Source organism: Aequorivita lipolytica (assembly GCF_007997135.1).
Taxonomy (GTDB): domain Bacteria; phylum Bacteroidota; class Bacteroidia; order Flavobacteriales; family Flavobacteriaceae; genus Aequorivita; species Aequorivita lipolytica.
Map to the genome: position 1 here is coordinate 197,723 of NZ_VORU01000001.1, position 25,004 is coordinate 222,726.

16 protein-coding genes are annotated in these 25,004 nt (G+C 38.5%); 10 read left to right on the forward strand and 6 right to left on the reverse strand.

Features of this window, described 5'->3' with window-relative positions:
• Window positions 1-3 precede the first annotated feature (3 nt).
• The 5 genes from ESV24_RS00810 to tsaB all read left to right on the forward strand — a co-directional run bounded on the left by ESV24_RS00810 (window position 4) and on the right by tsaB (window position 5,102).
• Entirely contained in the window at window positions 4-423 is a 420-nt protein-coding gene (locus ESV24_RS00810) for a DUF1801 domain-containing protein (RefSeq protein ID WP_111813492.1), read from the forward strand.
• A 61-nt stretch (window positions 424-484) separates the two neighbouring features.
• Complete coding sequence (locus ESV24_RS00815; protein ID WP_111813494.1) at window positions 485-1,654, forward strand: efflux RND transporter periplasmic adaptor subunit; 1,170 nt, start codon at window positions 485-487, stop codon at window positions 1,652-1,654.
• 69 nt (window positions 1,655-1,723) lie between these two features.
• Window positions 1,724-3,160 (forward strand): TolC family protein, encoded by a 1,437-nt coding sequence (locus ESV24_RS00820; protein WP_111814096.1) that lies wholly within the window; start codon window positions 1,724-1,726, stop codon window positions 3,158-3,160.
• A gap of 2 nt (window positions 3,161-3,162) precedes the next feature.
• On the forward strand, window positions 3,163-4,443 hold the full coding sequence (locus ESV24_RS00825; protein ID WP_111813495.1) for an efflux RND transporter periplasmic adaptor subunit: 1,281 nt from the start codon (window positions 3,163-3,165) through the stop codon (window positions 4,441-4,443).
• Entirely contained in the window at window positions 4,443-5,102 is a 660-nt protein-coding gene (tsaB, locus tag ESV24_RS00830) for a tRNA (adenosine(37)-N6)-threonylcarbamoyltransferase complex dimerization subunit type 1 TsaB (protein ID WP_111813497.1), read from the forward strand. The genes ESV24_RS00825 and tsaB overlap by 1 nt, the downstream gene beginning before the upstream one ends.
• 288 nt (window positions 5,103-5,390) lie before the next feature.
• On the opposite strand, the gene ESV24_RS00835 is transcribed toward tsaB, so the two are convergent.
• The 5 genes from ESV24_RS00835 to ESV24_RS00855 all read right to left on the reverse strand — a co-directional run bounded on the left by ESV24_RS00835 (window position 5,391) and on the right by ESV24_RS00855 (window position 10,468).
• Window positions 5,391-6,092, reverse strand: a complete 702-nt coding sequence (locus tag ESV24_RS00835) for a hypothetical protein (protein WP_111813500.1) — start codon at window positions 6,090-6,092, stop codon at window positions 5,391-5,393.
• A 53-nt stretch (window positions 6,093-6,145) separates the two neighbouring features.
• On the reverse strand, window positions 6,146-6,991 hold the full coding sequence (locus ESV24_RS00840; protein ID WP_111813502.1) for a mechanosensitive ion channel family protein: 846 nt from the start codon (window positions 6,989-6,991) through the stop codon (window positions 6,146-6,148).
• 8 nt (window positions 6,992-6,999) lie between these two features.
• Window positions 7,000-9,111 (reverse strand): thioredoxin domain-containing protein, encoded by a 2,112-nt coding sequence (locus tag ESV24_RS00845; protein WP_111813504.1) that lies wholly within the window; start codon window positions 9,109-9,111, stop codon window positions 7,000-7,002.
• Between the two features lie 73 nt (window positions 9,112-9,184).
• Window positions 9,185-9,385, reverse strand: coding sequence for a dodecin family protein (locus ESV24_RS00850; RefSeq protein ID WP_111813506.1), 201 nt, complete (start codon window positions 9,383-9,385; stop codon window positions 9,185-9,187).
• A gap of 162 nt (window positions 9,386-9,547) precedes the next feature.
• A complete protein-coding gene (locus ESV24_RS00855) occupies window positions 9,548-10,468 on the reverse strand; it encodes a NifU family protein (protein ID WP_111813508.1) in 921 nt (306 codons plus the stop codon).
• Window positions 10,469-10,544: 76 nt separating this feature from the next.
• On the opposite strand from ESV24_RS00855, the gene ESV24_RS00860 reads away from it, so the two are divergent.
• The 5 genes from ESV24_RS00860 (at window position 10,545) to ESV24_RS00880 (ending at window position 24,156) form a co-directional block, all read left to right on the forward strand.
• A complete protein-coding gene (locus ESV24_RS00860) occupies window positions 10,545-19,058 on the forward strand; it encodes a T9SS type B sorting domain-containing protein (RefSeq protein ID WP_146743119.1) in 8,514 nt (2,837 codons plus the stop codon).
• 7 nt (window positions 19,059-19,065) lie between these two features.
• On the forward strand, window positions 19,066-20,067 hold the full coding sequence (locus ESV24_RS00865) for a PorP/SprF family type IX secretion system membrane protein (protein ID WP_111813512.1): 1,002 nt from the start codon (window positions 19,066-19,068) through the stop codon (window positions 20,065-20,067).
• A 486-nt stretch (window positions 20,068-20,553) separates the two neighbouring features.
• Complete coding sequence (locus ESV24_RS00870; protein WP_249041578.1) at window positions 20,554-22,653, forward strand: tetratricopeptide repeat-containing sensor histidine kinase; 2,100 nt, start codon at window positions 20,554-20,556, stop codon at window positions 22,651-22,653.
• A 114-nt stretch (window positions 22,654-22,767) separates the two neighbouring features.
• Window positions 22,768-23,499, forward strand: a complete 732-nt coding sequence (locus tag ESV24_RS00875; protein WP_111813516.1) for a LytR/AlgR family response regulator transcription factor — start codon at window positions 22,768-22,770, stop codon at window positions 23,497-23,499.
• 144 nt (window positions 23,500-23,643) lie between these two features.
• Window positions 23,644-24,156, forward strand: coding sequence for a gamma carbonic anhydrase family protein (locus ESV24_RS00880; RefSeq protein WP_111813518.1), 513 nt, complete (start codon window positions 23,644-23,646; stop codon window positions 24,154-24,156).
• Here the strand turns inward: ESV24_RS00880 and murI are convergent, their stop codons facing one another.
• On the reverse strand, window positions 24,157-24,948 hold the full coding sequence (murI, locus tag ESV24_RS00885; protein WP_111813520.1) for a glutamate racemase: 792 nt from the start codon (window positions 24,946-24,948) through the stop codon (window positions 24,157-24,159).
• Between the last annotated feature and the right edge of the window lie 56 nt (window positions 24,949-25,004).

Below are 25,004 nucleotides of genomic sequence, written 5' to 3' on the forward strand. Positions count from 1 at the left end.
ATAATGGAATTTATAAGCGATCCAAAAGTGGCAGCAGTTTTTGAAAGCTATCCCAAGACAATGCAAAAACAAATGTTTCACCTTCGGGAATTGATCTTAAACACTGCGACTGAAACGGATGGCGTAGCAAAAATTGAGGAAACATTGAAATGGGGCGAGCCAAGCTATGTAACAAAATATGGAAGCACGATACGTATAGCTTGGAAAGAAAAAGCTCCAGAACAATACGCAATGTATTTTAAATGCACTTCCCAATTGGTTCCAACATTTAGAACAGTTTATAAGGAAAAATTCAATTTTGAAAAAAACAGAGCGATAGTTTTTAAACTAAATGAGGAAATACCCAATGCTGAATTAAAGCACTGTATTTCATTAGCGCTTACATATCATAAAATAAAACATTTGCCACTTTTGGGTGCTTAATGAAAATATTTTAGACAAAAAAATCATCAATTACAAAACATAATTTCAACAATCAACTAAAATGAAAAAATCAAAAACCATAATCATCCTAGCCACAATTGCAGTGCTTTTTGCAGTATCTATGTATTGGCTCTATTCAAAAAACATGGAAGATCCAATCGTTTATGAAACCGAAAAACCTGCAATGGGTTCAATAGTGAAAAAAACAGTGGCTACTGGAAGTATTGTTCCTAAGGAAGAAGTGCTCATAAAACCAAACATTTCAGGAATTATTGACGAGATTTTTGTGGAAGCAGGCGAAATTGTAAAAGCTGGAGACCTGATAGCGAAGGTGAAAGTAGTGCCGAATGTTTCTTCTTTAAACAGCGCCAAAAATAATATTAGCAGCGTTCGCACACAAGTTGAAACTGCGCGTCTCGCTTTTGAAAACCAGAAGAGCATTTACAACCGTCAGAAAGAACTTTTTGAAAAAGGTGTAATCTCTGCCAATGAATTTGACAATGCGCAATTATCATTCAATCAATCGCAACAAAGACTGAAACAGGAACAGGTAGGCCTTACTGCGGCAAGTCAAAATTACGACATCGTAAGGACCGGAACAACCAGCGGTATGGGTGCTTCGGCTAATACCGAGATTCGCGCTACGGTTTCAGGAATGGTGCTTGATGTTCCCGTAAAAACCGGAAATCAGGTTATCGAGGCAAATAACTTTAACGATGGCACCACAATAGCAACCTTAGCCGATGTAGACAAAATGATTTTTGAAGGAAAGGTTGATGAAAGTGAAGTAGGAAAAATAAAGGAGGGTCTTCCACTTGAAATTACCGTGGGCGCACTTCCCGATAAAACTTTTAATGCCGAATTGGATTACATTGCCCCAAAAGGGGTAGATGAGAATGGTGCGATCCAGTTTGAAATTAAGGGAACGATGAAAAATCTCGATACTACCAATACTTTTATCCGTGCAGGTTTAAGTGCCAATGCTTCTATTATTTTGGCTAAAGCTGAAAACGTTTTGACCATTAAAGAGGCTTTGGTTCAATATGATTCAAAAACCCAGAAACCATTTGTGGAAGTAATGATCGGTGACCAGGAATTTGAAAGAAGAGAAATAGAGTTGGGCATTAGTGATGGGATAGATGTTGAAGTAAAGAGCGGGGTTTCCAAAGATGATAGTATAAAGGTTTGGAACCAATTGAAACCTGCAACACCGTCGGGTAGTAGAGGTTAAATATTTAATTTTATAAAACTTTGTAACGCAATGGCAAAGCAAAAGACTTATTCAACAATAGAAAAACTTATGAAGAAGATAGCAATACCTTTGTTTTTTTTGATACTCACAATTTCATTGAATGCCCAAAACAAACAGTGGACTTTGGAAGAAGCCATTAATAAGGCTTTGGAAGAGAATATCTCAGTAAAACAAGGACAACTGGATGTAGAACTTGCAGATATTGACAAACTAAATGCTATAGGCAATTATCTGCCATCGTTTAATGTTTCAGGATCTAATTCGTGGAATACTGGACTTACTCAGAATATTACCACGGGAGTGCTCCAAAATCAAACTACGCGCAACTTTTCTGCCAATGCTACTTTGGGTATTACAATTTTTGACGGCTTAAACAATTTACGTCAGGCCCAGCGCGCTAAACTTTCAAAACTTGCTGCTCAGTTCAATCTAAAACAAATTGAAGATAATACGGCTCTTTTGGTTGCAAATGCATATTTGGAAATTCTTTTCAATAAAGAAAACCTCGCAGTTATAAAAGCCCAGCATAAAATTACTTCGGAACAGTTAGAACGTTCAAACCAGTTGGTGGACGCAGGTTCTATTCCGCGCGGAGATTTATTGGAAATACAGTCCACATCGGCCAATGAGGAACAACGTATTGTGGTTGCCGAAAATAATATTCGTATTTCGCTTATAAATCTGGCGCAAATTATTCAGATAAAAGACTATGAAAACTTTGATATTGCCGAGTCCTCCTATGAGGCACCATTGACGGACATTACTGAAAAAACTCCAGAGGAAATTATAGCGAAAGCAAAAGCGGAAAGACCAGAACTTCAAATTGCCGAAGCAAACATAGCACTTGCGGAAAAAGACGTGCAGATTGCCAGAAGCAATTATTATCCAAATTTAGAAGGTTTTATAAACTACAATACGCGTGAATCTGGAGCCGACCGAATTCTGCAGGGTGGAGTAGATCCCAATCAGCCAACCCAGGTAATTGGCCAAGTGGAAGATACAGGACAGACCGTGGTTGCGCCCAACTTTGGCCTGCTTACAAGTCCACCGGCACCATTTTTTGAACAGTTGTATCTTAATGACGGAATTTCTTATGGCCTTCAGTTAAATATCCCTATCTTAAATGGATTTTCCACACGAGCTTCCGTACAGCGAAATAAAATAAATGTGAAGCGTGCAGAATTCCAAAAAGAACAGGCAGAGCTCGAGTTGGAATCAAACGTCTATCAAGCTTATACAGATGTTTTGGGAGCCAGAAAAGCATATCAGGCGGCGATGGTTGCCGTACAGGCACAAGAACAGGCTTACCAATACTCAACGGACCGTTTTGATGTGGGATTGCTGAATTCATTTGATTTTAGCCAAGCCAAATTTCGACTTGAAAATGCACAGAGCGAGGCATTGCGGGCAAAGTACGATTATATCTTTAAAATTAAAGTGCTGGAACTGTACTTTGGAATTCCGGCCACAGAGCTAAAATTTTAAGTATGAAGAAAAAAACACTTCTTTGGGTTATTGTAGCCGTAGTTTTGCTGATTGTTATTCTGATTGTTGGGAAAAAAGCAGGCTGGTTTGGAAAATCGGGTGATTTTAAAGAAGTGGAAATTACTCAAATTTCAGCTATCGATATTATTGAAACTGTTGCCGCCACCGGAAAAATACAACCTGAAATTGAGGTCGCGCTTTCCTCAGAAGTTTCAGGAGAAATTATTGAGCTTCCCGTAAAGGAAGGACAAACAGTTGAAAAAGGTGATCTGTTGGTTAAAATAAATCCTGACCTTATTCAAGCTGCTGTAAGCCAATCACAAGCTGGATTGCAAAATGTTCGCGCTCAACTTTCCCAAGCTCAGGCCAGCGAGAAAAATGCTAAACTAAATTATGAGCGTAATAAAGCTTTGTTTGAAAAAGGTGTAATCTCAAAAGCTGAATGGGACAAATCCGTAGCGGATTATGACATGGCGCAAGCAAGTACAAAAGCCGTTTATTACAACGTACAAAGTGCGTCTGCTAATGTGAAACAGTCGGTTGATAATCTTTCCAGAACCAGCATTTATGCTCCCATGAGCGGTACTATCTCAAAGCTTTCTGTAGAATTGGGAGAAAGAGTTGTGGGAACCGCGCAAATGGCCGGAACCGAAATTGTTCGTGTCGCAAATCTTCAAAATATGGAAGTTGAGGTAGATGTAAACGAAAACGATATTGTAAAAGTAGCCGTTGGCGATTCTACAATTGTTGAAGTAGATGCCTATTTGAAACGGGAATTTAATGGAGTGGTTACCGAAATTGCAAACAGTGCCCAAAGCTCACTTACTGCAGATCAGGTTACAAATTTTAAGGTAAAAGTTCGAATATTACCAGAATCGTATAAAGATTTAACACAAGGGAGGCCTGAAAGTTTTTCGCCTTTTCGACCGGGAATGACTGCAACTGTTGATATAATAACCAACAAAAAGAAAAATATTATTGGAGTTCCAATAAGTTCCATAGTAATAAAAACCGATACTACAGATTCAAAAAAATCTTATGCTAGCGAAACTACAAGCGTAAGTGATGAAAAATTTGAGGCAGTTTATGTAAAGGAAGGAGGAGAAGCAAAACTACGCGTTGTAAAGACAGGAATACAGGATGATTCCAATATTCAAATAATATCTGGCTTGAAAGAAGGCGAAATAGTAATTACAGGGCCTTACAACACAGTTACAAAATCACTAAAGCAAGGAGATAAAGTGGAGGTTGCTGACCCCAAAAAAGATAAAAAGGAAAAATAATGGCGGTTATTTTATGTCTTGAAACAGCTACTACCAATTGTTCCGTGGCTCTTGCCATAAATGGTGTAGTAAAAGCCATTCGTGAAGAAAACAATCAAAAATTCTCCCATGCCGAAAAACTCCACGTATTCATTGAAGAGGTTTTGGCAGAAGCAAATATTGATAAAAGCGATTTGAACGCCGTAGCGGTTAGTAAAGGGCCAGGTTCTTACACGGGGCTTCGCATTGGCGTTTCTGCTGCTAAAGGTCTTTGCTTTGCGCTGGATATTCCACTTATTTCCACTTTAACCTTAGAAATACTTGCGCAACAAGTAGCAGATGACAATTCCTATATCATCCCATTGCTCGATGCTCGACGAATGGAGGTTTATTCCGCAGTATTCAATTCTGAAAAGGAACAAATTCGCGAAACTAAGGCTGAAATATTAAATGAAAATTCTTTTGGGGAATATTTGGAAGAACGCAAAACTGTGTTTATTGGTGATGGTGCAAATAAACTTGAAGCGATATGTTCTCATAAAAACGCCTTGTTTATAAACGATGCATTTCCCTCATCTTCAGCAATGGCATCTTTGGTGGAGGCTAAATATAAAATAAGCGACACAGAAAATGTCGCTTATTTTGAACCCTTTTATTTAAAGGAATTTATGTTGGGATAGTTTTTCTGTATTACTATTTGCTCCTCCTGAGGCGCCTCCATTAGGAGTGTTGAAGTTTTTCTGGGCGGAACAAACAGAAATGAGAAGCAAGCCGGTAGATAATAAAATGAAATTTTTCATAATAGCAAAAATTTATTTGTGTAACTCTATAAAGATACTGATTTACTGTACTTAACACTATTTCTTTCGGAGCCATAAGTGATAAATAGAAAAAAGGTTCAAAAAATATGATGCAACTATATCATATTTTTTGAACCTTTTTATAGAGAATTGAACTCGTCCCGAATATTATAATAAAGAATCGAAATAAGCAATTGCTTTTACCAAATCGGCTTCTTTATCAAGGTCAAGATCTTTTTCCTTAATGTATTTTTTCATTTCGCTTTTCTTGCGATCCATCATTTTCAGAACTTTAGACTTGCTGCTTGGCATCTCTAAAAACGTACCGTCTTGTACCAAATAATAAGTTACAGTTTTAGGAAAAGAAGGCGGTGTATCGCGCTGATAACTCGTCTGGGCCTTTTGGGGCTCTCTGTAAAGAGCCTTCGTCTTTTTATACAGATCGTACGTTTTTCCATCGCTAAGCACGTTAAAGTAACCGCCTTTTTCATTACTTCCTTCATAGGGAACAAACACATAAAGATCCTGGAATATTTTCACAAAAATATCTGGCGATTTTATTAAAGCACCATAATTAGCATCTGTTGGGTTCTTTTTGATTTCAATTTCGTCCGCATAGGCATTATAGCGCATCGGCACATCGTCTTTAATGAGCTGATCTTCCTGAAATATTTTTCCTTGAACAAAATTCGGATTTGCATAAGCCTCATCTTTTACCGCGGCAAACTGTGCTTCAGTAAGTCCGAAAGCCAAAGATTTTTGATTAAGGTCAATTGTTCTTGAGTAAATATCAAAATTCGTACTAGCTCGTTGTGCAAAAATTGGTGCCAAAAATAAAATGGCAAGACTAGATAAAATTATTTTTTTCATTATGTATATTTTAGATATGTTAATATTAGAAAATTTCCTACAAACTTAAGGATTTATTTTTTTAAACCTTCCAAATTAAAATGATGCAAATCGCGCTGTGGGAAAGGTATTGAAATTCCAGCAGCTTCCAATCTTGTTTTTCCTTCTTCCAAAACTAGCCAACGCAAGGCCCAGAAATCCTCGTTATTTGCCCAGTAGCGCACCGTGAGGTTTACTGAACTATCGCCCAGTTCTGCAACGGCAACCATCGGCATTTTATCTTCTATTTTAAAAACGGTTTCCTGTTCCGAGACAAGATCAAGCAAAATTTGTTTAGCTTGCTTTATATCATCATCATAACTTATGCCAAAAGTCAGCGTTTCACGTCTTACGCCTTCTTCGGTGTAATTTATAATGTTTTCATTGCTCAGTTTTCCGTTCGGAATAATGGCGAGCTGATTTCCAAATGTGATAAGTCTGGTATTGAATATAGAAATTTCCTTTACGGTTCCTTCCACGCCCTGAGCCTTTATCCAATGGCCCACTTTAAAAGGTTTTAACAATAATATTAAAACTCCTCCAGCGAAATTGGACAGTGTACCTTGCAGCGCAAAACCTACAGCAAGACCCGCTGCACCAATAATTGCAACAAGTGAGGCCGATTCTACACCAAGTTGGGTTATTACCAGAACAAAGAGTAAAATCTTAAGCCCCCAATTTATCAAACTGGCAATAAAATTTTCCAAAGTAGGTTCATAATCTTTTTTGTCAAAGAACTTTCTAATAAACCGATTGACGATCTTTATAATCCAAAGCCCAATCAGCAGCATTAAGACTGTTCCAATAAGACTGGGCAGAAAATCAATTAATTTTTGGCCATACTTTTCGATATAAATATCCAAGTCCTGAAATTTTTCCATAAAATTTTTTATTTTTTATTTAATGATTCAATTGCAATTTTTGTGTCTTCCACGGGAAGTTTGCACGCGTTGTTTACGCAAACGTAGATAAGCGTTGCGTCTGGAGTGTATCGATTTTCAAAAAGCGGCCCGCTTTTTTCGCCCTTACTTCCCGCAATTATCATATTGGGCAGATAGTGCTTGTTGAATTCCGTTACTTTTTCCGAGACATCTTCGCCCACAATTACCACTTCGTAAAAGTCCTTTTGAAAATTAGACAATAAATCCAGCCAGTTTGAAAAGCCGCTGGGATATTGTTCTATTTCCGCAGAAACGTTTTTCAGCATTTGATGCGAAATTTCGTCGAAACCGGTTTCTTCAAAATATTTTGAAAGCACGAAAAGATTTTTCGCCATCACAGAATTTGAAGCAGGAATTACATTATCGCGATATTCAAAATTTCTTGTTACAATTGCGGCGTCTTCTTTAGAGGTGAAATAGAACATATGTTTTTCTTCGTCAAAAAAGTTAACTTTTGCGTACTCTGCCATTTGCTTTGAAAGCTTCAGCCATTTGTCATCCAGCGTTACTTGGTATAAGTCTATAAAAGCTTCGATGGAGAAGGCATAGTCTTCCAAAAACCCATTGATGCTACTTTTGCCATCTTTATAATTGTGGAAAAGCGCACCGTTTTTTTGAAGTTGTTTTTTTGAAATGAATGCTGCGTTTTTTAGTGCGGCTTCCAAATATTCCTTTTTTCCGAAAGCTTTGTATGCATCCACATAACCCTTCAGCATCAATGCATTCCAAGAGGTTAATGTTTTATCATCCAATCGTGGTTTTGGCCTTTTGTTGCGATAGGCAAGTAGCGTATTTTTCCAGTTTTTCTTTTTTTGTTGAAATGCTTCGGAAGTAATTCCAAATTCCTTCTTAATTTCAGCATCCGTCTTTTTTCGGATTAGCACATAATGATTGTTTTCCCACTTTCCGTAGCTGTTCACATTATAGTATTCCTTAAATATTTCGAAATCGTCCTTCAACAATTCCTGCAGTTCTTCCGAAGTAAAAACATAGAAAGCACCTTCTTCCAACTTCCCTTTTTCATCTTTGCTATCGGCATCCAGGGACGAATAAAAACCGCCTTCTTGGTTGGTCATATCGCGCGCTGTAAACGCTAAGGTTTCCTCAACAATCTCTTTGTAAAGTGGTTTTTTTGTTACCAAATAGGCGTTGCTATAGAGACTTACAAGCTGTGCATTGTCATAAAGCATTTTCTCAAAATGTGGTATGTGCCATTTTTCGTCCGTACTGTAGCGTGAAAAACCACCGCCTAATTGGTCGTAAAGTCCACCGTAGGCCATTTTGTCCAAAGTAAGCGTTACAAAATCCAACAATTCTGTATTATTTTCTTCAACGGCTTGCCTCAAAAGAAACTCTAAATTGTTCGGCATCATAAATTTTGGAGCGCCTTTGAATCCGCCATATAAGTTATCGAAATTCTGCGATAAATTCCTAACTATTTCCGAAGTGGGATATTTCGTAAAATCTACATCCGCAGTATTTAAATGAACCAAATCCATGCTTTTTATACCTTCTTCCAATCTATTGGCGTATGCAATCAGTTTTTCGGGTTCATTGGTATAAGCTTCCTGAATTTGCTCCAAAGCGTTTATCCAATCATTTTTCCGGAAATAGGTGCCGCCCCAAACCGGTCTTCCATCGGGCAGTGTAACCACATTAAGCGGCCAGCCCGCGCTTCCGGTCATTAATTGCACCGCATTTATATAAGTTTGGTCCACGTCCGGCCGTTCTTCGCGATCCACTTTTACCGAGATAAAATTCTTGTTCATTACCGCAGCTACGGTGCTATCCTCAAAACTTTCGTGCTCCATCACATGGCACCAATGGCAGGCGGCATAGCCAACGCTTATTATAATGAGTTTCTTCTCCTTCTTTGCTTGTTCCAGGGCCGCTTCGCCGTAAGGTTTCCAATTTACGGGATTGTGGGCGTGCTGAAGCAGGTAAGGACTGGATTCGTGGATTAATTCGTTTGTAAAGAGATGTGTTTCCAAGGTTTCTTTTTTTGAGGAATTGCAACCAAAAAATAAGGTTAGTGCCGATAAAGCTAATAGTAAGCGCATAGCAGGAATTTATGAAAAACAAAAATACGCTTTTGAAAGCTCAAAAGCGTATTTTCTAAAATTCATGGGAAATTTAATTTACTTCAAAAGTGATTTTTACATTTACACGAAAATGTGTGATTTTGTCATTATCAATTACGCAACTTTGCTCGCGTACATATACAGAGCGAATATTTTTTACGCTTTTTCCCGCCTCATTTACTGCATTTCGGGTTGCCTCTTCCCAGCTATCTTTTGAGCTTGCAAGAATTTCAATTACTTTTAATACTGCCATAATTTTTGGTTTTTTCCCACCTCTATAAAAAATTGAGGTTTCAGGATAATTAATAAAACCTCAAGATACAATTATTGAGAGCTATTAATCTGAAAATTAAGTTAAAAGGAAAGGATTGGGCATTAAAAAAACATCCAGCATCCGCCATCTAGCTTCCGGCACTTATCCATTCACCGCAACCACGCTATCTATGCGTCCCTGCAGCATTTCTTTTAACATCGTTTCAATTCCATTCTTTAAGGTAATTGTAGATGATGGGCAGCCGCTACATGCGCCTTGGAGAATAACTTTCACCGTTTTTGTTTCCTCGTTAAAAGAATCGAATAAAATGTGGCCACCATCCCTCGCCACGGCAGGCTTTACATATTCGTCCAAGATGGAGATAATTTCTTTTTCCAGCGCTGTGTGGTCTTTTGAAGTGTTTTCTGAAATTTTTTCTTTTGAAGAAATAGCTTGATCAGAATTTGTGGCATTTAATATTTCGTCATTTAAAACAGGTTTGCCGTCTTCAATGAATTTTCTTATAAACTCTCTAATTTCCATAGAGATTTCTGGCCATTCTGCCACATTGTATTTCATAACCGAAACATAATTGGCGCTAATGAATACTTCTTTTACAAAAGAGAAGTTAAACAATGCTTTTGCCAAAGGCGAATGCGCTGCCTCATCAATATTTTTGAATTCAAAAGTTCCCGTTGCTAAAGGTTTGTTGGCAACAAATTTCATCACTGAAGGATTCGGGGTGCTTTCGGCATAGATGCTTACCGGAATTTTCTTAGGATTGTCTGTTTCAGTAATTACAGGCTTTCCAGAATTTAGATACTCTCCAATGGATTCTGCCACTTCCTCTTGCACGTCTTGCCACTCAACAATGCTATATTTTTCAATAGCGACGAAGTTTTGCGATATATATACGGTTTTTACAAATGGAAGGTAAAAAAGCTCCTGCGCCAAAGGACTCACTTTTGCCTCGTCAATATTTTTGAATTCGTAGCTGGTAGAGCGAGTTAAGAAAGAATTAGCAATAAATTTAACAATATTTTGGTTGCTAGTTTGAGAAATCTCTATGTTAAAGTGGGACATTTAATTGTTTTTTTTACAAAAATATAAAAAGAAAAACAATGTATTCAATATATTTGGCACTGTAATTCCCAATTTTATGAAAAAATTAATACTTCTCCTGACATTAGCGTTTCCTTTTTTTGGTTTTGGACAAAATCCAAATGATATAGCAGAATTCATTCAATTTAATGGCCGATATGATTTCCTCGCTTTTGGTAATACACTAAGTACTGCAGAAAATAATGGCGGTAATAATCCATGTGTCTTATTGCCACAAAGTGATGCGGATTTATTTCTCGGCATTGGTGAAAACGTAGTTGCCGCTTATTTGTATTGGGGCTCTGTTGGAACAGGCGATTTTAATGTAATGCTCAATGGTACGGCTGTAAATGCAGATGAAACATTTGACCATATTTTTAATGCACAACCTTATTTTGCTGCTCGGGCAGATGTTACAAATTTAATTGCAGCTGCTGGGAATGGTACTTATACCTTTTCTGGCATGGACATTCCACAAGCAACTTTAAATAACTATTGCGGAAGCACCAACTTTGGAGGCTGGGCAGTATATGTTATTTATGATAATCCCGGAGGTGAACTCAATCAAATAAAAATATTCGATGGATTGCAAAGTGTATCTGCAAATAATACACAGTTAAATATTAGACTCGATGGTATCGATGTTTCATCAGATTTATTATCAAAAATTGCATTTTTGGCTTGGGAGGGCGATTTAGTTCCTTTTCCAGGCAGAAGAGAATCTTTAGAACTTACTACAATATTTGGCACGTATTCTCCATTTAATGCTATAAATCCCGCAACCAATAATTTTAATAGTACCAATAGTTGGTCTATTCCACAATCTACTACCAACTATCAGATGGACTTAGATTTTTATGATCTTGTAGGTATAAATCCGCCAATTATACAACAAGGAGTAGAATATATTGATGTTGTTCTTATTTCAGAACAGGATTATATAATGGTAAATAATATTGTTACTGGTGTTAACTCTGAACTTCCCGATGCTACCATGGAAATTGACGATCTTGGGATATTATGTCAGAATGGCGATATTGATATTGAATACACGGTTTATAATGTTAACAGTACGAACGAATTGCCTCCAAATACTCCTATCGCCTTTTATACGGAGGTAGGTGGTGTCCGTAATCCTCTCGGCCAAGCAGCAACAGTCAATGAAATTGCTATAGGCGGTTCAGAAAGCGGTACCGTTAGATTAAACCTTCCGGTCGGAACTCCCAATATTTTTAATTTAATTGCAGTTGTGGATGATATTGGCACCAATAATCAGCCACCCGATGGCATTGTGCTTGAAACAGATGAAACAAATAATGAATCTCCTATATACCCCGTAGATCTTAATCAGCAACTGCTTATAATAGATCCGGGACCTGCGTGTATGGGTTCTCCGGTTATTTTGGATTCTGGACTTACCGCGCCCTTCACGTTTAAATGGTTTGAAGCTGGTGATCCGGTAAATCCTATTAGTATAAATCCAACATTGGTCGTTACTGCAAACGGAACATATTATGTAATTGTAAAGGATGGTAGTTGTGATGCGACTAGTAATTCAGTAGTAATTACCTTTAGACCCCAAGCTGTTGCCAATCCCGCGCCAGATTTACGCCAATGTGACTTCGGCACTACGAATGGTGTTTTTGATCTGACTGAAAATGATGATGATATTTTAGGCGCTCAGGATCCAGCACTTTTCACAATAAAGTATTATGAGACGGAAGCGTTAGCAATAGCAGGCGTTCCCGGCACGGAAATTCTTGGCGGAATTAAATTTATAGACCTTCCATCTCCAGAAAGAATCTGGGCACGGATTGAGGATAGTGCAAGTGGAACCTGTTTCGACATTACTGATTTTGATATATATTTCAGTCGCGCCATTGCTGGAGAAGTGAACGACAGAAGTTTTTGCGATTTTGATAACAATGCCGGCGAATTCGTTGACCTTGAAGTAGAATTTAACGTTGAGGTTTTGGATGGACAACCTTCTTCAGATTATACAATTACCTATCACAGTAGTCAGGCAGATGCTGATAATGACACTGGAGCTTTGCCAATTCCATATTTTGTAAATGCTCCTGGCCCAGAAACAATATTTGTAAGGCTTGAAAATAATGATGATCCTACTACTTGTTTTGATACTCTTCAAAGTTTTACCATCAGCATAGATGCACCGCCAACCATAAATACTTCGCCACCAAATTTAATTCTTTGTGATGGCAACAATGATGGTTTTGAATTTTTCGACCTCACATTGCAGACAGATGTAATAACTCTTGGTGATCCTTCATTGACGGTAACTTACCACGGAACGCTTATAAATGCAGAGAACGATGATTTCGAATTGCCCAACCCATTCGAAAATAATAATAGATATTTAGATTTTCCAGTTACCGACCCTCTGGATGCTGCTTACGGAACAGGCGGGGTTTGGGCACGTGTTTCTCAAGGCGGAAGTAGTTGTGTAAGTATAGTTCCTTTTGCTTTGGAAGTTCGTTTTTCACCAGTAGGAATTACACCAGAACCTTTGCGTGTTTGTGATGAAGCAGTTGCCGATGGTATTGCTCGTTTTGATCTTACTGTAGTGAGAGATGAAGTTCTGGGAACTTTAGATCCATTGGGCTTTGATCTGTATTATTTTGAAGATTTTTCTCAGGCAGTACTTGCTGGTCAGCTTGCTATAACCCCAACACCAGATTTTTCGCAAGCAATACAAGTGCCAACGCAACATCTAAATACTGCAAGTCCATATTTTCAGGATATTTTTATATTAATTGTAAGTAATACTAACGGAACCATTCCACCAAACCCTAACAATGCGGAAGGTTGTTATGATATAGTTACCTTAAATTTAATTGTAGATCCGCTTCCAGAGGATTTTGGACCTTTCGAGATGTTTCTCTGCGATGATGAACTACAAGGCAGTACATTGACTGATGGAATTTCAACCTTCGACCTTACAAGCATAAATCCAGATGTAACCAATAATGATCCTACCATTACGGTTGAATGGTTTTTGACATTAGCAGATGAGATTGCGAACATTCCTATTCCAAATCCAACCACCTTTCAAAATACTACAGATACACCCCAGACCATATTTGGAAGGGTTACTTCTGAATTTGATTGTAAAATATTGGTTAGGCTTACCTTGAACGTAGTGCCAAACCCGAATCCAAATTTTAACCCGGAACCATTAGAACTTTGTGACAATGGCCCGGATGGCGATGACGGTATTGCAAGCGGTTGGGATCTTACTCTGGCCGATAGTGATATAATATTTAATGAACTTAACATAATTGTAACATATTATGACACGGAACCGAAAGCCATAGCTGGTGTTCCGGGTACTGAAATTGTGATGCCTTATACCAATACGGTACCTTTTAATCAAACAGTATTTGCCCGTGTTGAAAAAGAGGTTCCACCAGCAGCTCTTGGATGTTTCACAATTGTGGAATTGGAGCTGATTGTAATTGCACTACCCGATAAACCACTAACGTCTCCGTTCACGCCTCCATTCCAAAATCCATTTATTGGTTGTGATGAAAATGGCAATGGTTCTGGCAGTTTTGATTTGACCCTTCAGAATGACGGTGTTATTGGTATTCAAGACATCGCGAATTTTGCGCCAATTACCTATTACGATACAAGCCTTGCAGATGCAGAAGCAGGTATTCCCGGTACTGAAATTGCCGACCCAACAAATTATCCTGCTTCAGGAGGTGAAACCATTTGGGTTCGTTTGGAGAGTTTGGTAACGGGCTGTGTGCGGGTAACAGAATTCACACTTGAACTCGAGCTTTTCCCAGCCATCGGTGTGGGTGAAGATTTAACTGAATGCGACGATTTAACAGCTACTAGTACAGACACAGATGGACTAGCTGTTTTCGACCTTAGGCCCAACACGACACGAATTCAAATGGGCAATATAAATTTGGATGTATTTTATTATGCAACTCCAATTGACCAAATAAACAACAACCCAATTACAAACATTGCAGCGTATCGCAATATAGTACCGTTTCAACAACGTATTTATGTAACCGTATTCAGCGAGAATGGTTGTAGGGCAACCAACTTTTTCTTTATTAATGTTGAGGCTACGCCAGATGCTTTTTCACCAGGGGTCATGATTGCTTGCGATGCGGACAATGATGGTTTTGCCCTGTTTGACCTTAGTACCCAAACAGATTTTATTTCAGGCGGTGATGGGAATCTTACGGTAACTTATCACAAAACTTTATTATTGGCCCAGAATAGTATTCCACTACCATTAATCTATGAAAATGACGAACGTTATAATGATGTGCCAATTACCGATCCCACCGATGCACGGTATGGAACAGGCGGTGTTTGGGTAAGAATAGTAGATGTAACGAGTAATAACCTATGCCCTAGAATTTTATCATTCGCTTTAAAGGTGCAAAGTTCTCCGGTGGCTACAGTACCTGCACCTTTACATGAGTGCGATGATGATCCAGAAGATGGGGTTACAACTTTCAACTTAACAGAAGTTGAAGCAGAAGTTTTGGGAACCTTAGACCCTAATGGCTATGATCTTTATTATTATGTAAATCTTGCCGATGCACAATTGGCTGGTGACCTTGCTATAACGCCAACACCAGATTTTTCATTGGCAGAAGCTAATCCGGGAGCTTTTAGGAATACAACTAACCCACAAACTATCTATATACTGGTAGTTGGCAATGAAAACAGCGTATTGCCACCAAACCCTAACGGAGGCGAAGGTTGCTACGACATTGTGGAATTGCAATTGATTGTAGATCCAATTCCAGGAAATAATGGACCATTGACCATGGATAAATGTGATGACGAAGTAGCAGATAGATTTACTATTTTTGACCTTACCGTGAATAACTTTACAATTACCGGCGGTGATCCTAATTTAACAGTAGCGTGGTTCGACTCTCTAGGTAATCCAATTCTGGACCCAGTTAATTATACAAACATAAACACGCCAGAAACGGTTGTTGGAATAGTATCATCACAATTTGGATGTTCTAACAGCGTCCTCGTTACTTTAACAGTATTGCCAAACCCCACTCCTAAAATGAATCCAGAGCCCATTGTGTTATGCGATGATGATGACGATGGAATTTTGGACATATTTGATCTTACAATACGAGATACTGAAATATTAAATGGTGAAGACAATGTTTCCATTGCTTATTATGAAACCGAACAGCAAGCAATAGATGCCGTTCCGGGAACAGAAATAATAGGGCTTTATCAAAACACAACGCCTTACACCCAAATAGTGTATGCTCGGGTAACAAATGATGTGCCGCCAGAATTGCTGCCTTGCTACACAATTGTAGAGCTTCAGCTTATTGTTGTGCCGCTACCAGATGCACCCGATAGTACATTTGAAGACCTCTTTGCTTGTGATGAAGATGGCGATGGCGATGCAATCTTTGATCTCACCGTTCAAAATAATGCTGTATTTGGCATACAAGATCCAGATAATTTTGAACCAATAACCTATTATATAAGCCTAGCTGATGCAGAAGGAGAAACTAATGCTATTGATCCTGCAAATGCTTTCGAAAGTATTAGTAGAACAGTATGGGTGCGTTTAGAAAGTTTGGCTACGGGATGCGCAAGAATTACACCATTTCAAATTGTAGTGGGTACATTCCCGGGTACCGGAAATGCTGAAGACTTGGTACTTTGCGATGATGAAGTAAATGGAAGTACCAATGACGATGAAATTTCTACATTCAACCTTACCGAGAATACTCCAAGAATCACAGGCGGCGATGCTACCTTAACGGTTATTTACTATGCTTCGGAGCAAAATCAAATAGACGATATTCCTATTGTAAATCCTGGTGCCTATAAAAATGAAGTAAGTCCGGAGCAAACAATATTTGTTACAGTACTCGGTCAAAACACTTGTAGGGCATCGCTCACTTTCAAGATAATTGTAAATCCAAACCCAGAGCCTGTACAGCCAACGCCATTGTTTGCCTGCGATGTGGATAATAACGGTTTTACATCTTTCGATTTGGATAGTAAAACTGCTGAGATTCAAGGTAGTGATCCAACTTTACTGATTACTTATCACGAAAGCTTACAGGATGCCAAAAATGGTTTTGCTGCACTTACAAGTCCTTATGAAAATATATTTGCTTTCAACCAAACTATTTTTGTGCGGGCGGCCTACAATAATCCACCAGGCGGAACAGGTTGCTATACTATTGTAACTCTAGAATTGATTGTAAATCCAACGCCAGTTGTTCCTTCAGATTTACCAGATCTTATAGCTTGTGATGATTCTGGTTTTTCAGAATTTAATCTTACAGACCAACAAGATTTAATATTCGGAAGCCAATCTACGGATGATTATACGCTCACTTACCATTTAAGTCAAGCTGCTGCAATTGATGGCACCCCGTTTATTGCGCAACCAGAGGCTTACACAAATACTTCCAATCCTCAAACCATTTGGGTTCGTTTGGATGATAATGCTACGGAATGCTTCAAAATTGGTCAATTCAACCTAGTAGTAAATAATGGTTTGCCAATAATTGATCCGTCTCCTTTAGAGCTGTGCGATGATTTAGGTGAAATAAATGATGGTATTACCACATTCGATCTTACTCAGAAAAATAGCGAAATTACTAACGGAGTACTTACGCAAGGAGTTTCCTATTTCATTACAGAGCAAGACGCACAGGACAATACAAACCGTATAGATCCAGATACTGCTTATGTAAACGTAGATGCTAACGGAAACCCAATCAATCCACAAGTATTGTTTGTAAGGGTGGAGGATAGTAACAGTGAGTGTATCTCATTCACCACGCTTACTATAAGGGTTATTAGTAATCCAAACCCCACACCTCCAACGCCAATTGAGCTTTGTGATGTTACTTTAATTGTACCGCCTGGACCATATGACGAAGTTGAGATTTTTGATCTAACCAGTCGCAATGCTCAAATCCTTAATGGAAATAACTGGACGCTGGATTATTACGAAAGCTATAACGAAGCAGTAAATGAATTAGCTCCAATTCCTGCAGCAGATATTACAGCCTATCAAAACAAAACTAATCCGCAGATTATATACGTTCGAACCACAAACCCAACATCCCTTTGTTTTGAAATTGTGGAATTGGAACTTATCGTGAATCCATTGCCCGATGATACCGCAATAGTTTCACCATATATAGTTTGTGCACCGGATGACAGCGAAATTGGGGTGTTTAATTTGGAAACTAAAGTGGAAGAGATTTTGGGCGGACAGTCCCAACTACTTTTTGAAGTAAGTTTTTACTTAAGACCGATTGATGCCGAAAACGGAACCTTTGCGATAGTAAATACAACTAACTATCAGAACAAAGACGCAAATAACAACCCAATAAACCCGCAGACTATCTATACCAATATAAGGAATATAGAAACGGGTTGCGATATTGGAGGTATTCAAAGTTTTGACCTTATTGTTCAGAAAGGCGCCATTGCGGTAGCACCTGCAGAACCCTTTATAATATGTGATAATCTTGCACCAACAGATGGTTTTGCAGAGTTTGATCTGGACGATGTAACCAATCAGCAAGTATCAGATCTGCGTGCAGAGATATTGGCTGGTCAAGATCCTGCAATATATGGTATAACCTTCCACGAAACTTTGGAAGAAGCAGAAGCCGGTATAGAAGAAATAATCTTTCCGTATGTGAATATCATAAACCCACAGCGAATTTATGTTAGGGTAACAAACAACAATAATACGAACTTACCTAGATGTTATGCAGTGGTTGATATGGTGATTAAAGCAGAACAATTGCCAGAGATTTCTCTTGATGGTGAATACCGTCTATGTGTAGATGAAAACGGAAACCCCATCGCTGAAGAAGAAGGTAGCGACTCCCCACCACTTATTGATACGGGATTGGATCCTTCGTTATATACATTCCTTTGGGACTTAGACGGAGTAATCATTGTTGGTGCAACAGGACCGTCCATTATCGCGCTTCAAGGAGGAGTTTATACTGTAACCTATACTGAATTGTCCTCAAATTGTGAGGGCAGTGCAAGTGCTACGGTAATAGTTTCTTCACCACCATTTACCTATGAAGCAAACTTGTTGAATGGCGCTTTCGCAGGAAACCATATTATTGAGGTTATTGCTACGGGTAACGGCACTTATCAATATCAATTGGATAATGGGCCATTCCAGGATAGCAATATATTTGAAAATGTAGAGCCAGGCAATCACACCATTACTATTAAAGATATATATGGTTGTGGTACGGTAACTTTTGACGTTGGCGTGATTGATTATCCACCATACTTTACTCCAAACGGAGACGGCTATCACGACACTTGGAATATAATTGGCATTGCAGCAGGAGACCCGACGGCGAAAATATATATATTTGACCGCTACGGAAAACTGATAAAACAAATCAGTCCGCTAAGTTCAGGATGGGACGGTACCTACAGCGGTAGCCCACTGCCATCAAGTGATTATTGGTTCCGAGTGGAATATACCGAAGACGGCAACGCAAAAGAATTTAAAGGACACTTTACCCTAAAACGATAACTGTATTATGTACATAAAACGAATTCCCCTTATCCTATTTTTGTTAACATCGCTTTATGGATTTTCCCAAGATGGTATACCGGTTTATTCAGATTATTTTTCTGATAACTTGTATTTGCTGCATCCCTCAATGGCCGGTGCCGCAACGCATAATCAATTGCGTTTAACGGCACGCCAACAATGGTTTGATCAAAATGAAGCCCCAAACCTACAAACGGTAAGCTTCAATGCACGATTGGGAGAGCAATCTGGAGTGGGTGTTATTTTCTATAACGATAGAAACGGGTACCATTCACAAACGGGAGGATATATTACCTATGCCCATCATATTATGTTTTCAAGAAGTGAAGCAGATCTTAACCAGTTATCTTTTGGCTTAAGTGCCGGACTTACCCAATCACGATTGGATGAAACTAGTTTTGACCTGTCAGATTTTGATCCAGTGATAAGTGGCATAATTCAAAGTACATCCTATTTTAATGTTGATGCTGGTCTTTCCTATAATTTCTTAGACTTTTCAGGACACTTTACCGTTAAGAATATCATCTTTCAAAATAGATCTATTTACAGTGAACAGTTTGAGTCAAACAACCAACGTAAATATCTTTTATCTGCGGCATACGCCATTGGAGAGTATGGAGCAGCTTGGAGCTATGAGCCATCCTTCCTTTTTCAATGGAGCGAGCGCACCGGTGAGCAGGCTGTAGATATAAACTTTAAAGCATACAGAACCATGGATTTTGGGCAATTATGGGGTGGTTTGTCTTACAGAAGAAGTCTAGACGGTGCAGAATACCTAAATGGCGAAGAAGTAAAGGCTCAAAAACTGCAATGGTTTACACCAGTTTTAGGTATAAATTTCAAGAACTTTATGTTTGCCTATACCTATTCATACCAAGCTGGAAATGTAAAATTTGAAAGCGGTGGTTTTCACCAAATTACCTTGGGCTACGACTTCTTGGGAGGAAGACCCGAACCGTACGACTGTAACTGTCCTGCAATTAATTAATACGTTATCATAAAGCAATAAAAAGCCTGATACAATTTTATGTATCAGGCTTTTTTTATGGAAGAAAATTTACTGCCAAGTATAATTATTTTTCTGCGCTTGTTTTTTTATGGCCTGGACCATGGCATTTTCTAAGGCGTTGTTTGTTTCTTTTGTGTTTTCTGCAATGTATTTCGGTCTTGTTTATTCAATTTCAAGATTTCTCTTTGAATCGCTTCGATGAAGTTTTTCTGAAAAAAACCTGCCTTGAGGAAGCACTCCATTCCATTTAGTAAAAGTAACTTTTGGATGAGCCAAGTATTAATTTTGAGTCATTGCAGAAGCTATTTCATAAAAATGTAATTTTAGGCATTGCCGTAAAGTGCGTATGTTTACCGTTTTAATAATGAAATGAAAAATCTCCTTTTCTTTTTTTTGGCCTTTGCCTTTTTTTGTTCCGCTGAAAGCTTTTCGCAAGTAAAGAGGCAAGCGGAAAACAAACCTTTTATGCTGAAAGGTGAAGTGATAGATGGTGAAACAAATATGCCAATCGCAAAAGTGAACGTTGAAATTTTGGGCGGACAATACACCACGACGAACTTATCGGGAAGATTTGCCATTTCAGCCAAAATAGGGGACGAATTGGTTATTAAAAGCGACGACTTTTTAACCGTTTATTACACCGTTGCCAAAAACGATTTTATAACCGTTCGGGTCGAAAAAGCGCTAGGACAACCTGCGCCATCAGTATCTAGAAGTTCTCAAGATAACAAGCAAAATAGCTTCAGCGTTTATCTAGATTCTGCAAAATACTTTCTGAAAAGAGACGCGCAAAAAAGTATTGAATATGTAACCCGTGCCTTGGAGCCGGGCCGCAATAAAACTATTTCAAATAAAGAAAACAGTCAAGCTTTTGAAACCTTGGGAGATATTAATTTGTTTTGGAACCAACCAGATTTAGCGGTCGATAACTACAAAAGAAGTATTCAAAACCTTTCAAATACAGATGTTTCCATCAAGTTAGCAAAAGCATTTGCGCAAAATAAAAACTATCAGGAAAGCATTTCGGCTTTTCAAAATTTGTTGAAAGCAAATCTTTCAGCTTATCAAAAAGTGGAAGTGCACGAAGGCTTGGGCGATACTTATAAAGCAATTGGAGACGGAGTTAAGAGTGTTTTCAATTATCAGAAAGCGCTGGACGCAGCCAAAGAAAATAGCATAACTCCAAAAATTACAAATCTAAATTCCAAGATTGGGGAAGCATACGCAGAAAGCGGTGCATTGAGCGAGGCCGAAGTGTATTTTGATAATTCGCTGAAACTCGCAAAAAAGGAAAACAAACAGCGTGCTGTTTCCGAAAAAAACAAAGTAGCAGATTTCTATAATCAAAATCGTGAATATGAAAAGGAAATCCAGCTTCGAGAGGAAACTTTGGAAGAGCTTAATACGATGGGAAAAGGAGCAACTGTTGAAGACGAAGCATTAACCTCTCAGCGCCAAAATTATAAAATTGCCAATGCCTTTGTAGCCCAAGAAAAATACAAACAAGCCATTCCGTATTTAGAAAAGAGCATTGCCGAAGCTGATATACGAGAAGATTTAGTAGTGCAAAAAGACGCTACCCGAAAGCTTTCCGAGATTTATCGCGACATTGGCGAATTTGATAAAGCTACTGAAAGTTACCAGCGCTATGTGGAAGTTGTGGATGAGCTTTATGTGAAAAAGGAGCAGGAAATTAGCCAAGCGGCTCGCTTTACCAAAGAGATAACTTTGAAACAAAACCGAATCGTTAGTCTTGAGAATGACCGCAAACTAAATGAAAGTCGCTATAAACTTGCTTTTGAAAATCAAGAACTTATAGAAAGGAATAGCAAAATTCAAAAGTGGGTTATCATTTCATTGGCTATAATTGTATTGCTACTTTTTTTTGCGGCTTATACCCAATACAAAAATGTGAAACAGCAAAAATTCGCCAATAATGTTTTGGCCTTAAAATCACTTCGGTCGCAGATGAACCCGCATTTTATTTTCAATGCGCTAAATTCTGTAAATAGTTTTATCGCAGTGAACGACGAGCGTGCGGCCAATAAATATCTAACAGATTTTTCACTGCTTATGCGTTCTGTTTTGGAGAACAGCGAAGAAGATTTTATTTCTTTGGAAAAGGAAATCGAGCTGCTGGAACTTTATGTGAAATTGGAACATTTCAGATTTAAGGATAAATTCGATTATAGGTTTTCAGTAGATAAGAATATAAATTTGAACGAGTTTGTAATTCCGCCAATGTTGCTTCAGCCCTATGTGGAAAACGCCGTTTGGCACGGGCTTCGATACAAAGAGGAAAAAGGTTTGCTTGAGATTAATTTCAGAAAAATAGATTCCAAAACCGTTAAAATAACAATACTGGATAATGGCATTGGCCGTGCAAAATCCGAAGAATTCAAAACCGAAAACCAAAAGAAGCAAAAATCCAAAGGAATGGGCAATACCCAAAAACGAATTGCTATTTTAAATGAAATGTACAAAGACAAAATAGTTGTGAAAGTGGAAAATGTTTTTGAGAACAATGAAGGCACCAAAGTTGAACTTATTTTAAAGAAAGATTGATGTGGGCTGCTGGGTGCTGGAAGACCGATGACGGGAGAAGGAACAAAGAACAATGAATAGACAAGAAACAATAGAAACAATAGCATCAATAGCATCAACAGAACCCAGAAAATCATGAAACTAAACGCAATTATCGTTGAGGACGAAGAAACCAGTCGGGAAATTCTGAAGAATTATTTGGCCAAATATTGCCCAAGCATAGTTTTAAAGGGCGAAGCTGCCAATGTAGAGGAGGCCTTGGTTTTAATTCGGAATAACGATTTGGACTTGGTTTTTCTGGATGTGGAAATGCCTTATGGAAATGCGTTCGATTTGCTCGATAAAGTAGGCGATAGGCAGTTTGAGACCGTTTTTGTAACAGCTTACAATCATTATGCAATAGATGCCTTAAATGCCCACGCATCGTATTATTTGCTAAAACCAATTTCCATAGATAAGTTAATTGAGGCAGTAGATTATGTGCTTGAAATTAAACAAAAGGAGAACAGCCTTCAAAATTCAATTTTAAAGCCATTACAAACACAAGTTGCAGGTAAGATAACAATACCACTGCAAAACGGTTTTGAAGTGTTGCAGATGGAAGATATACTATATTGCCAGGCGGATGACAATTACACCCAGATCTATTTAAAGAAAGGAAAGCGATTGGTGAGTAAAACCTTAAAATATTTTGAAGATTCATTGTCTGAAAGTGGCTTTGCACGCGTACATAAATCCTTTTTGGTGAATGTGAACGAAATCACGGAATACAAAAAAGGCAAGGGTGGGAGCGTGGTCCTTTCCAGCGGCAAGGAAATAATGGTGAGCCCTTCAAGGAAAAAGGAATTGTTAGCTTATTTTGGGTAAAAGTTGAATGATACTGCTTGTAAGTTTGATGAAATAATGTGAAATAATTTTATTTTTGAAACCTGAAACCTGAAACCTGAAACCTGAAACCTGAAACCTGCAACTGTCACCCTGAGCGCAGTCGAAGGGCTTAAACCTCAAACGATGATAATTAAATCCGTAAACGGAAAACACCCGCAAATCCCAGAAGATTGTTTTATAGCTGAAAACGCTACTATTGTCGGCGATGTCGTGATGGGCAACGATTGCAGTGTTTGGTTCAACGCCGTTATTCGTGGCGATGTGCATTTCATCAAAATGGGTAACAAAGTAAACGTGCAGGATGGAGCGGTAATTCATGCAACCTATAAAACTTCGCCTACTACTATTGGTAATAACGTTTCTATTGGTCATAACGCAATCGTTCACGGCTGTACCATTCACGATAATGTTTTAATAGGTATGGGAAGCATCGTTATGGACGACTGTGTTGTGGAAAGCAATACTATCGTTGCTGCGGGAGCAGTTGTTTCAAAAAATACAAGGGTCGAAAGCGGAAGTATTTACGCAGGAATTCCAGCAAGAAAAATCAAAGACATAAGCCCAGAGCTCACCAAAGGTGAAATTGAACGCATTGCCAACAATTATGTAATGTATTCCTCCTGGTTTAAGGAATAATCAAAACTCCATTTTTTCTACCGAAATCTTTTCGGAATAACTTTTTAGAAGAAATCTTAAAGTATCCGTTTGGGCATTTGTAAAAAACTGAAGTTTTGGCTGTGTGTTTTCTTCCCGAAGCAAGTTTACACTTTGAAGCACTGTTTTGGTCTGCCGGGCAACGGCTTCTCCAGAATCTATAATCGTTACATTTTCGGGAAGTATTTTTTTTAACTGCGGAATAAGGTACGGATAGTGGCTGCAGCCCAAAACTACATAATCAACGTTCGCAGCTATCATAGCCTTGGTGTGTTTTTTTAACAAGGAAATCATTTCGGGCCCGTTCAGATTTCCAGCTTCTATCAATGGAACGAGTCCCTCACCTATAATTTCCACGACGTTTGTATCCTTCTTGAATTCTTGTGTTATTTTGCTGAAAAGCGCACTGCTCAATGTTCCCTTAGTAGCCAAGATTCCGATGCTTTTTGAATTGGTCAAGAGGGCTGCCGGTTTAATGGCTGGCTCTATGCCAATAAATGGAATATCGTAATTTTCACGAAGGTTGGTAATTGCGTTTGTAGTTGCGGTATTACAGGCTACAACGATAATTTTAGCTCCGAGATCAAGTAATTTTTCAGTGTTTTTAATACTGAGAGTTGTAATTTCTTCGGAAGATTTATTTCCATAGGGAGCATTTTTACTATCGGCGAGATAGATAGTATTTTCAAATGGTAAAAGTTTATGTATTTCCTGCCAAATGGAAGAACCGCCAACACCGGAATCAAAAATACCTATGGGATTATTTTTTTTCATCAGGTAAATGTAGCCAATAACTTCAAATTAAGGTATAAAAAAACTGCCCACGAAGC

Excerpts from the sequence above, each read along its gene's own strand:
- ESV24_RS00815 (WP_111813494.1), top strand. The coding sequence starts at position 485 with ATGAAAAAATCAAAAACCATAATCATCCTAGCCACAATTGCAGTGCTT.
- ESV24_RS00850 (WP_111813506.1), bottom strand. The coding sequence starts at position 9,385 with ATGGCAGTATTAAAAGTAATTGAAATTCTTGCAAGCTCAAAAGATAGC.
- ESV24_RS00840 (WP_111813502.1), bottom strand. The coding sequence starts at position 6,991 with ATGGAAAAATTTCAGGACTTGGATATTTATATCGAAAAGTATGGCCAA.
- ESV24_RS00865 (WP_111813512.1), top strand. The coding sequence starts at position 19,066 with ATGTACATAAAACGAATTCCCCTTATCCTATTTTTGTTAACATCGCTT.
- ESV24_RS00870 (WP_249041578.1), top strand. The coding sequence starts at position 20,554 with ATGCTGAAAGGTGAAGTGATAGATGGTGAAACAAATATGCCAATCGCA.
- ESV24_RS00835 (WP_111813500.1), bottom strand. The coding sequence starts at position 6,092 with ATGAAAAAAATAATTTTATCTAGTCTTGCCATTTTATTTTTGGCACCA.
- ESV24_RS00880 (WP_111813518.1), top strand. The coding sequence starts at position 23,644 with ATGATAATTAAATCCGTAAACGGAAAACACCCGCAAATCCCAGAAGAT.
- ESV24_RS00810 (WP_111813492.1), top strand. The coding sequence starts at position 4 with ATGGAATTTATAAGCGATCCAAAAGTGGCAGCAGTTTTTGAAAGCTAT.
- ESV24_RS00855 (WP_111813508.1), bottom strand. The coding sequence starts at position 10,468 with ATGTCCCACTTTAACATAGAGATTTCTCAAACTAGCAACCAAAATATT.
- ESV24_RS00825 (WP_111813495.1), top strand. The coding sequence starts at position 3,163 with ATGAAGAAAAAAACACTTCTTTGGGTTATTGTAGCCGTAGTTTTGCTG.
- ESV24_RS00860 (WP_146743119.1), top strand. The coding sequence starts at position 10,545 with ATGAAAAAATTAATACTTCTCCTGACATTAGCGTTTCCTTTTTTTGGT.
- ESV24_RS00845 (WP_111813504.1), bottom strand. The coding sequence starts at position 9,111 with ATGCGCTTACTATTAGCTTTATCGGCACTAACCTTATTTTTTGGTTGC.
- ESV24_RS00820 (WP_111814096.1), top strand. The coding sequence starts at position 1,724 with ATGAAGAAGATAGCAATACCTTTGTTTTTTTTGATACTCACAATTTCA.
- murI (WP_111813520.1), bottom strand. The coding sequence starts at position 24,948 with ATGAAAAAAAATAATCCCATAGGTATTTTTGATTCCGGTGTTGGCGGT.
- tsaB (WP_111813497.1), top strand. The coding sequence starts at position 4,443 with ATGGCGGTTATTTTATGTCTTGAAACAGCTACTACCAATTGTTCCGTG.
- ESV24_RS00875 (WP_111813516.1), top strand. The coding sequence starts at position 22,768 with ATGAAACTAAACGCAATTATCGTTGAGGACGAAGAAACCAGTCGGGAA.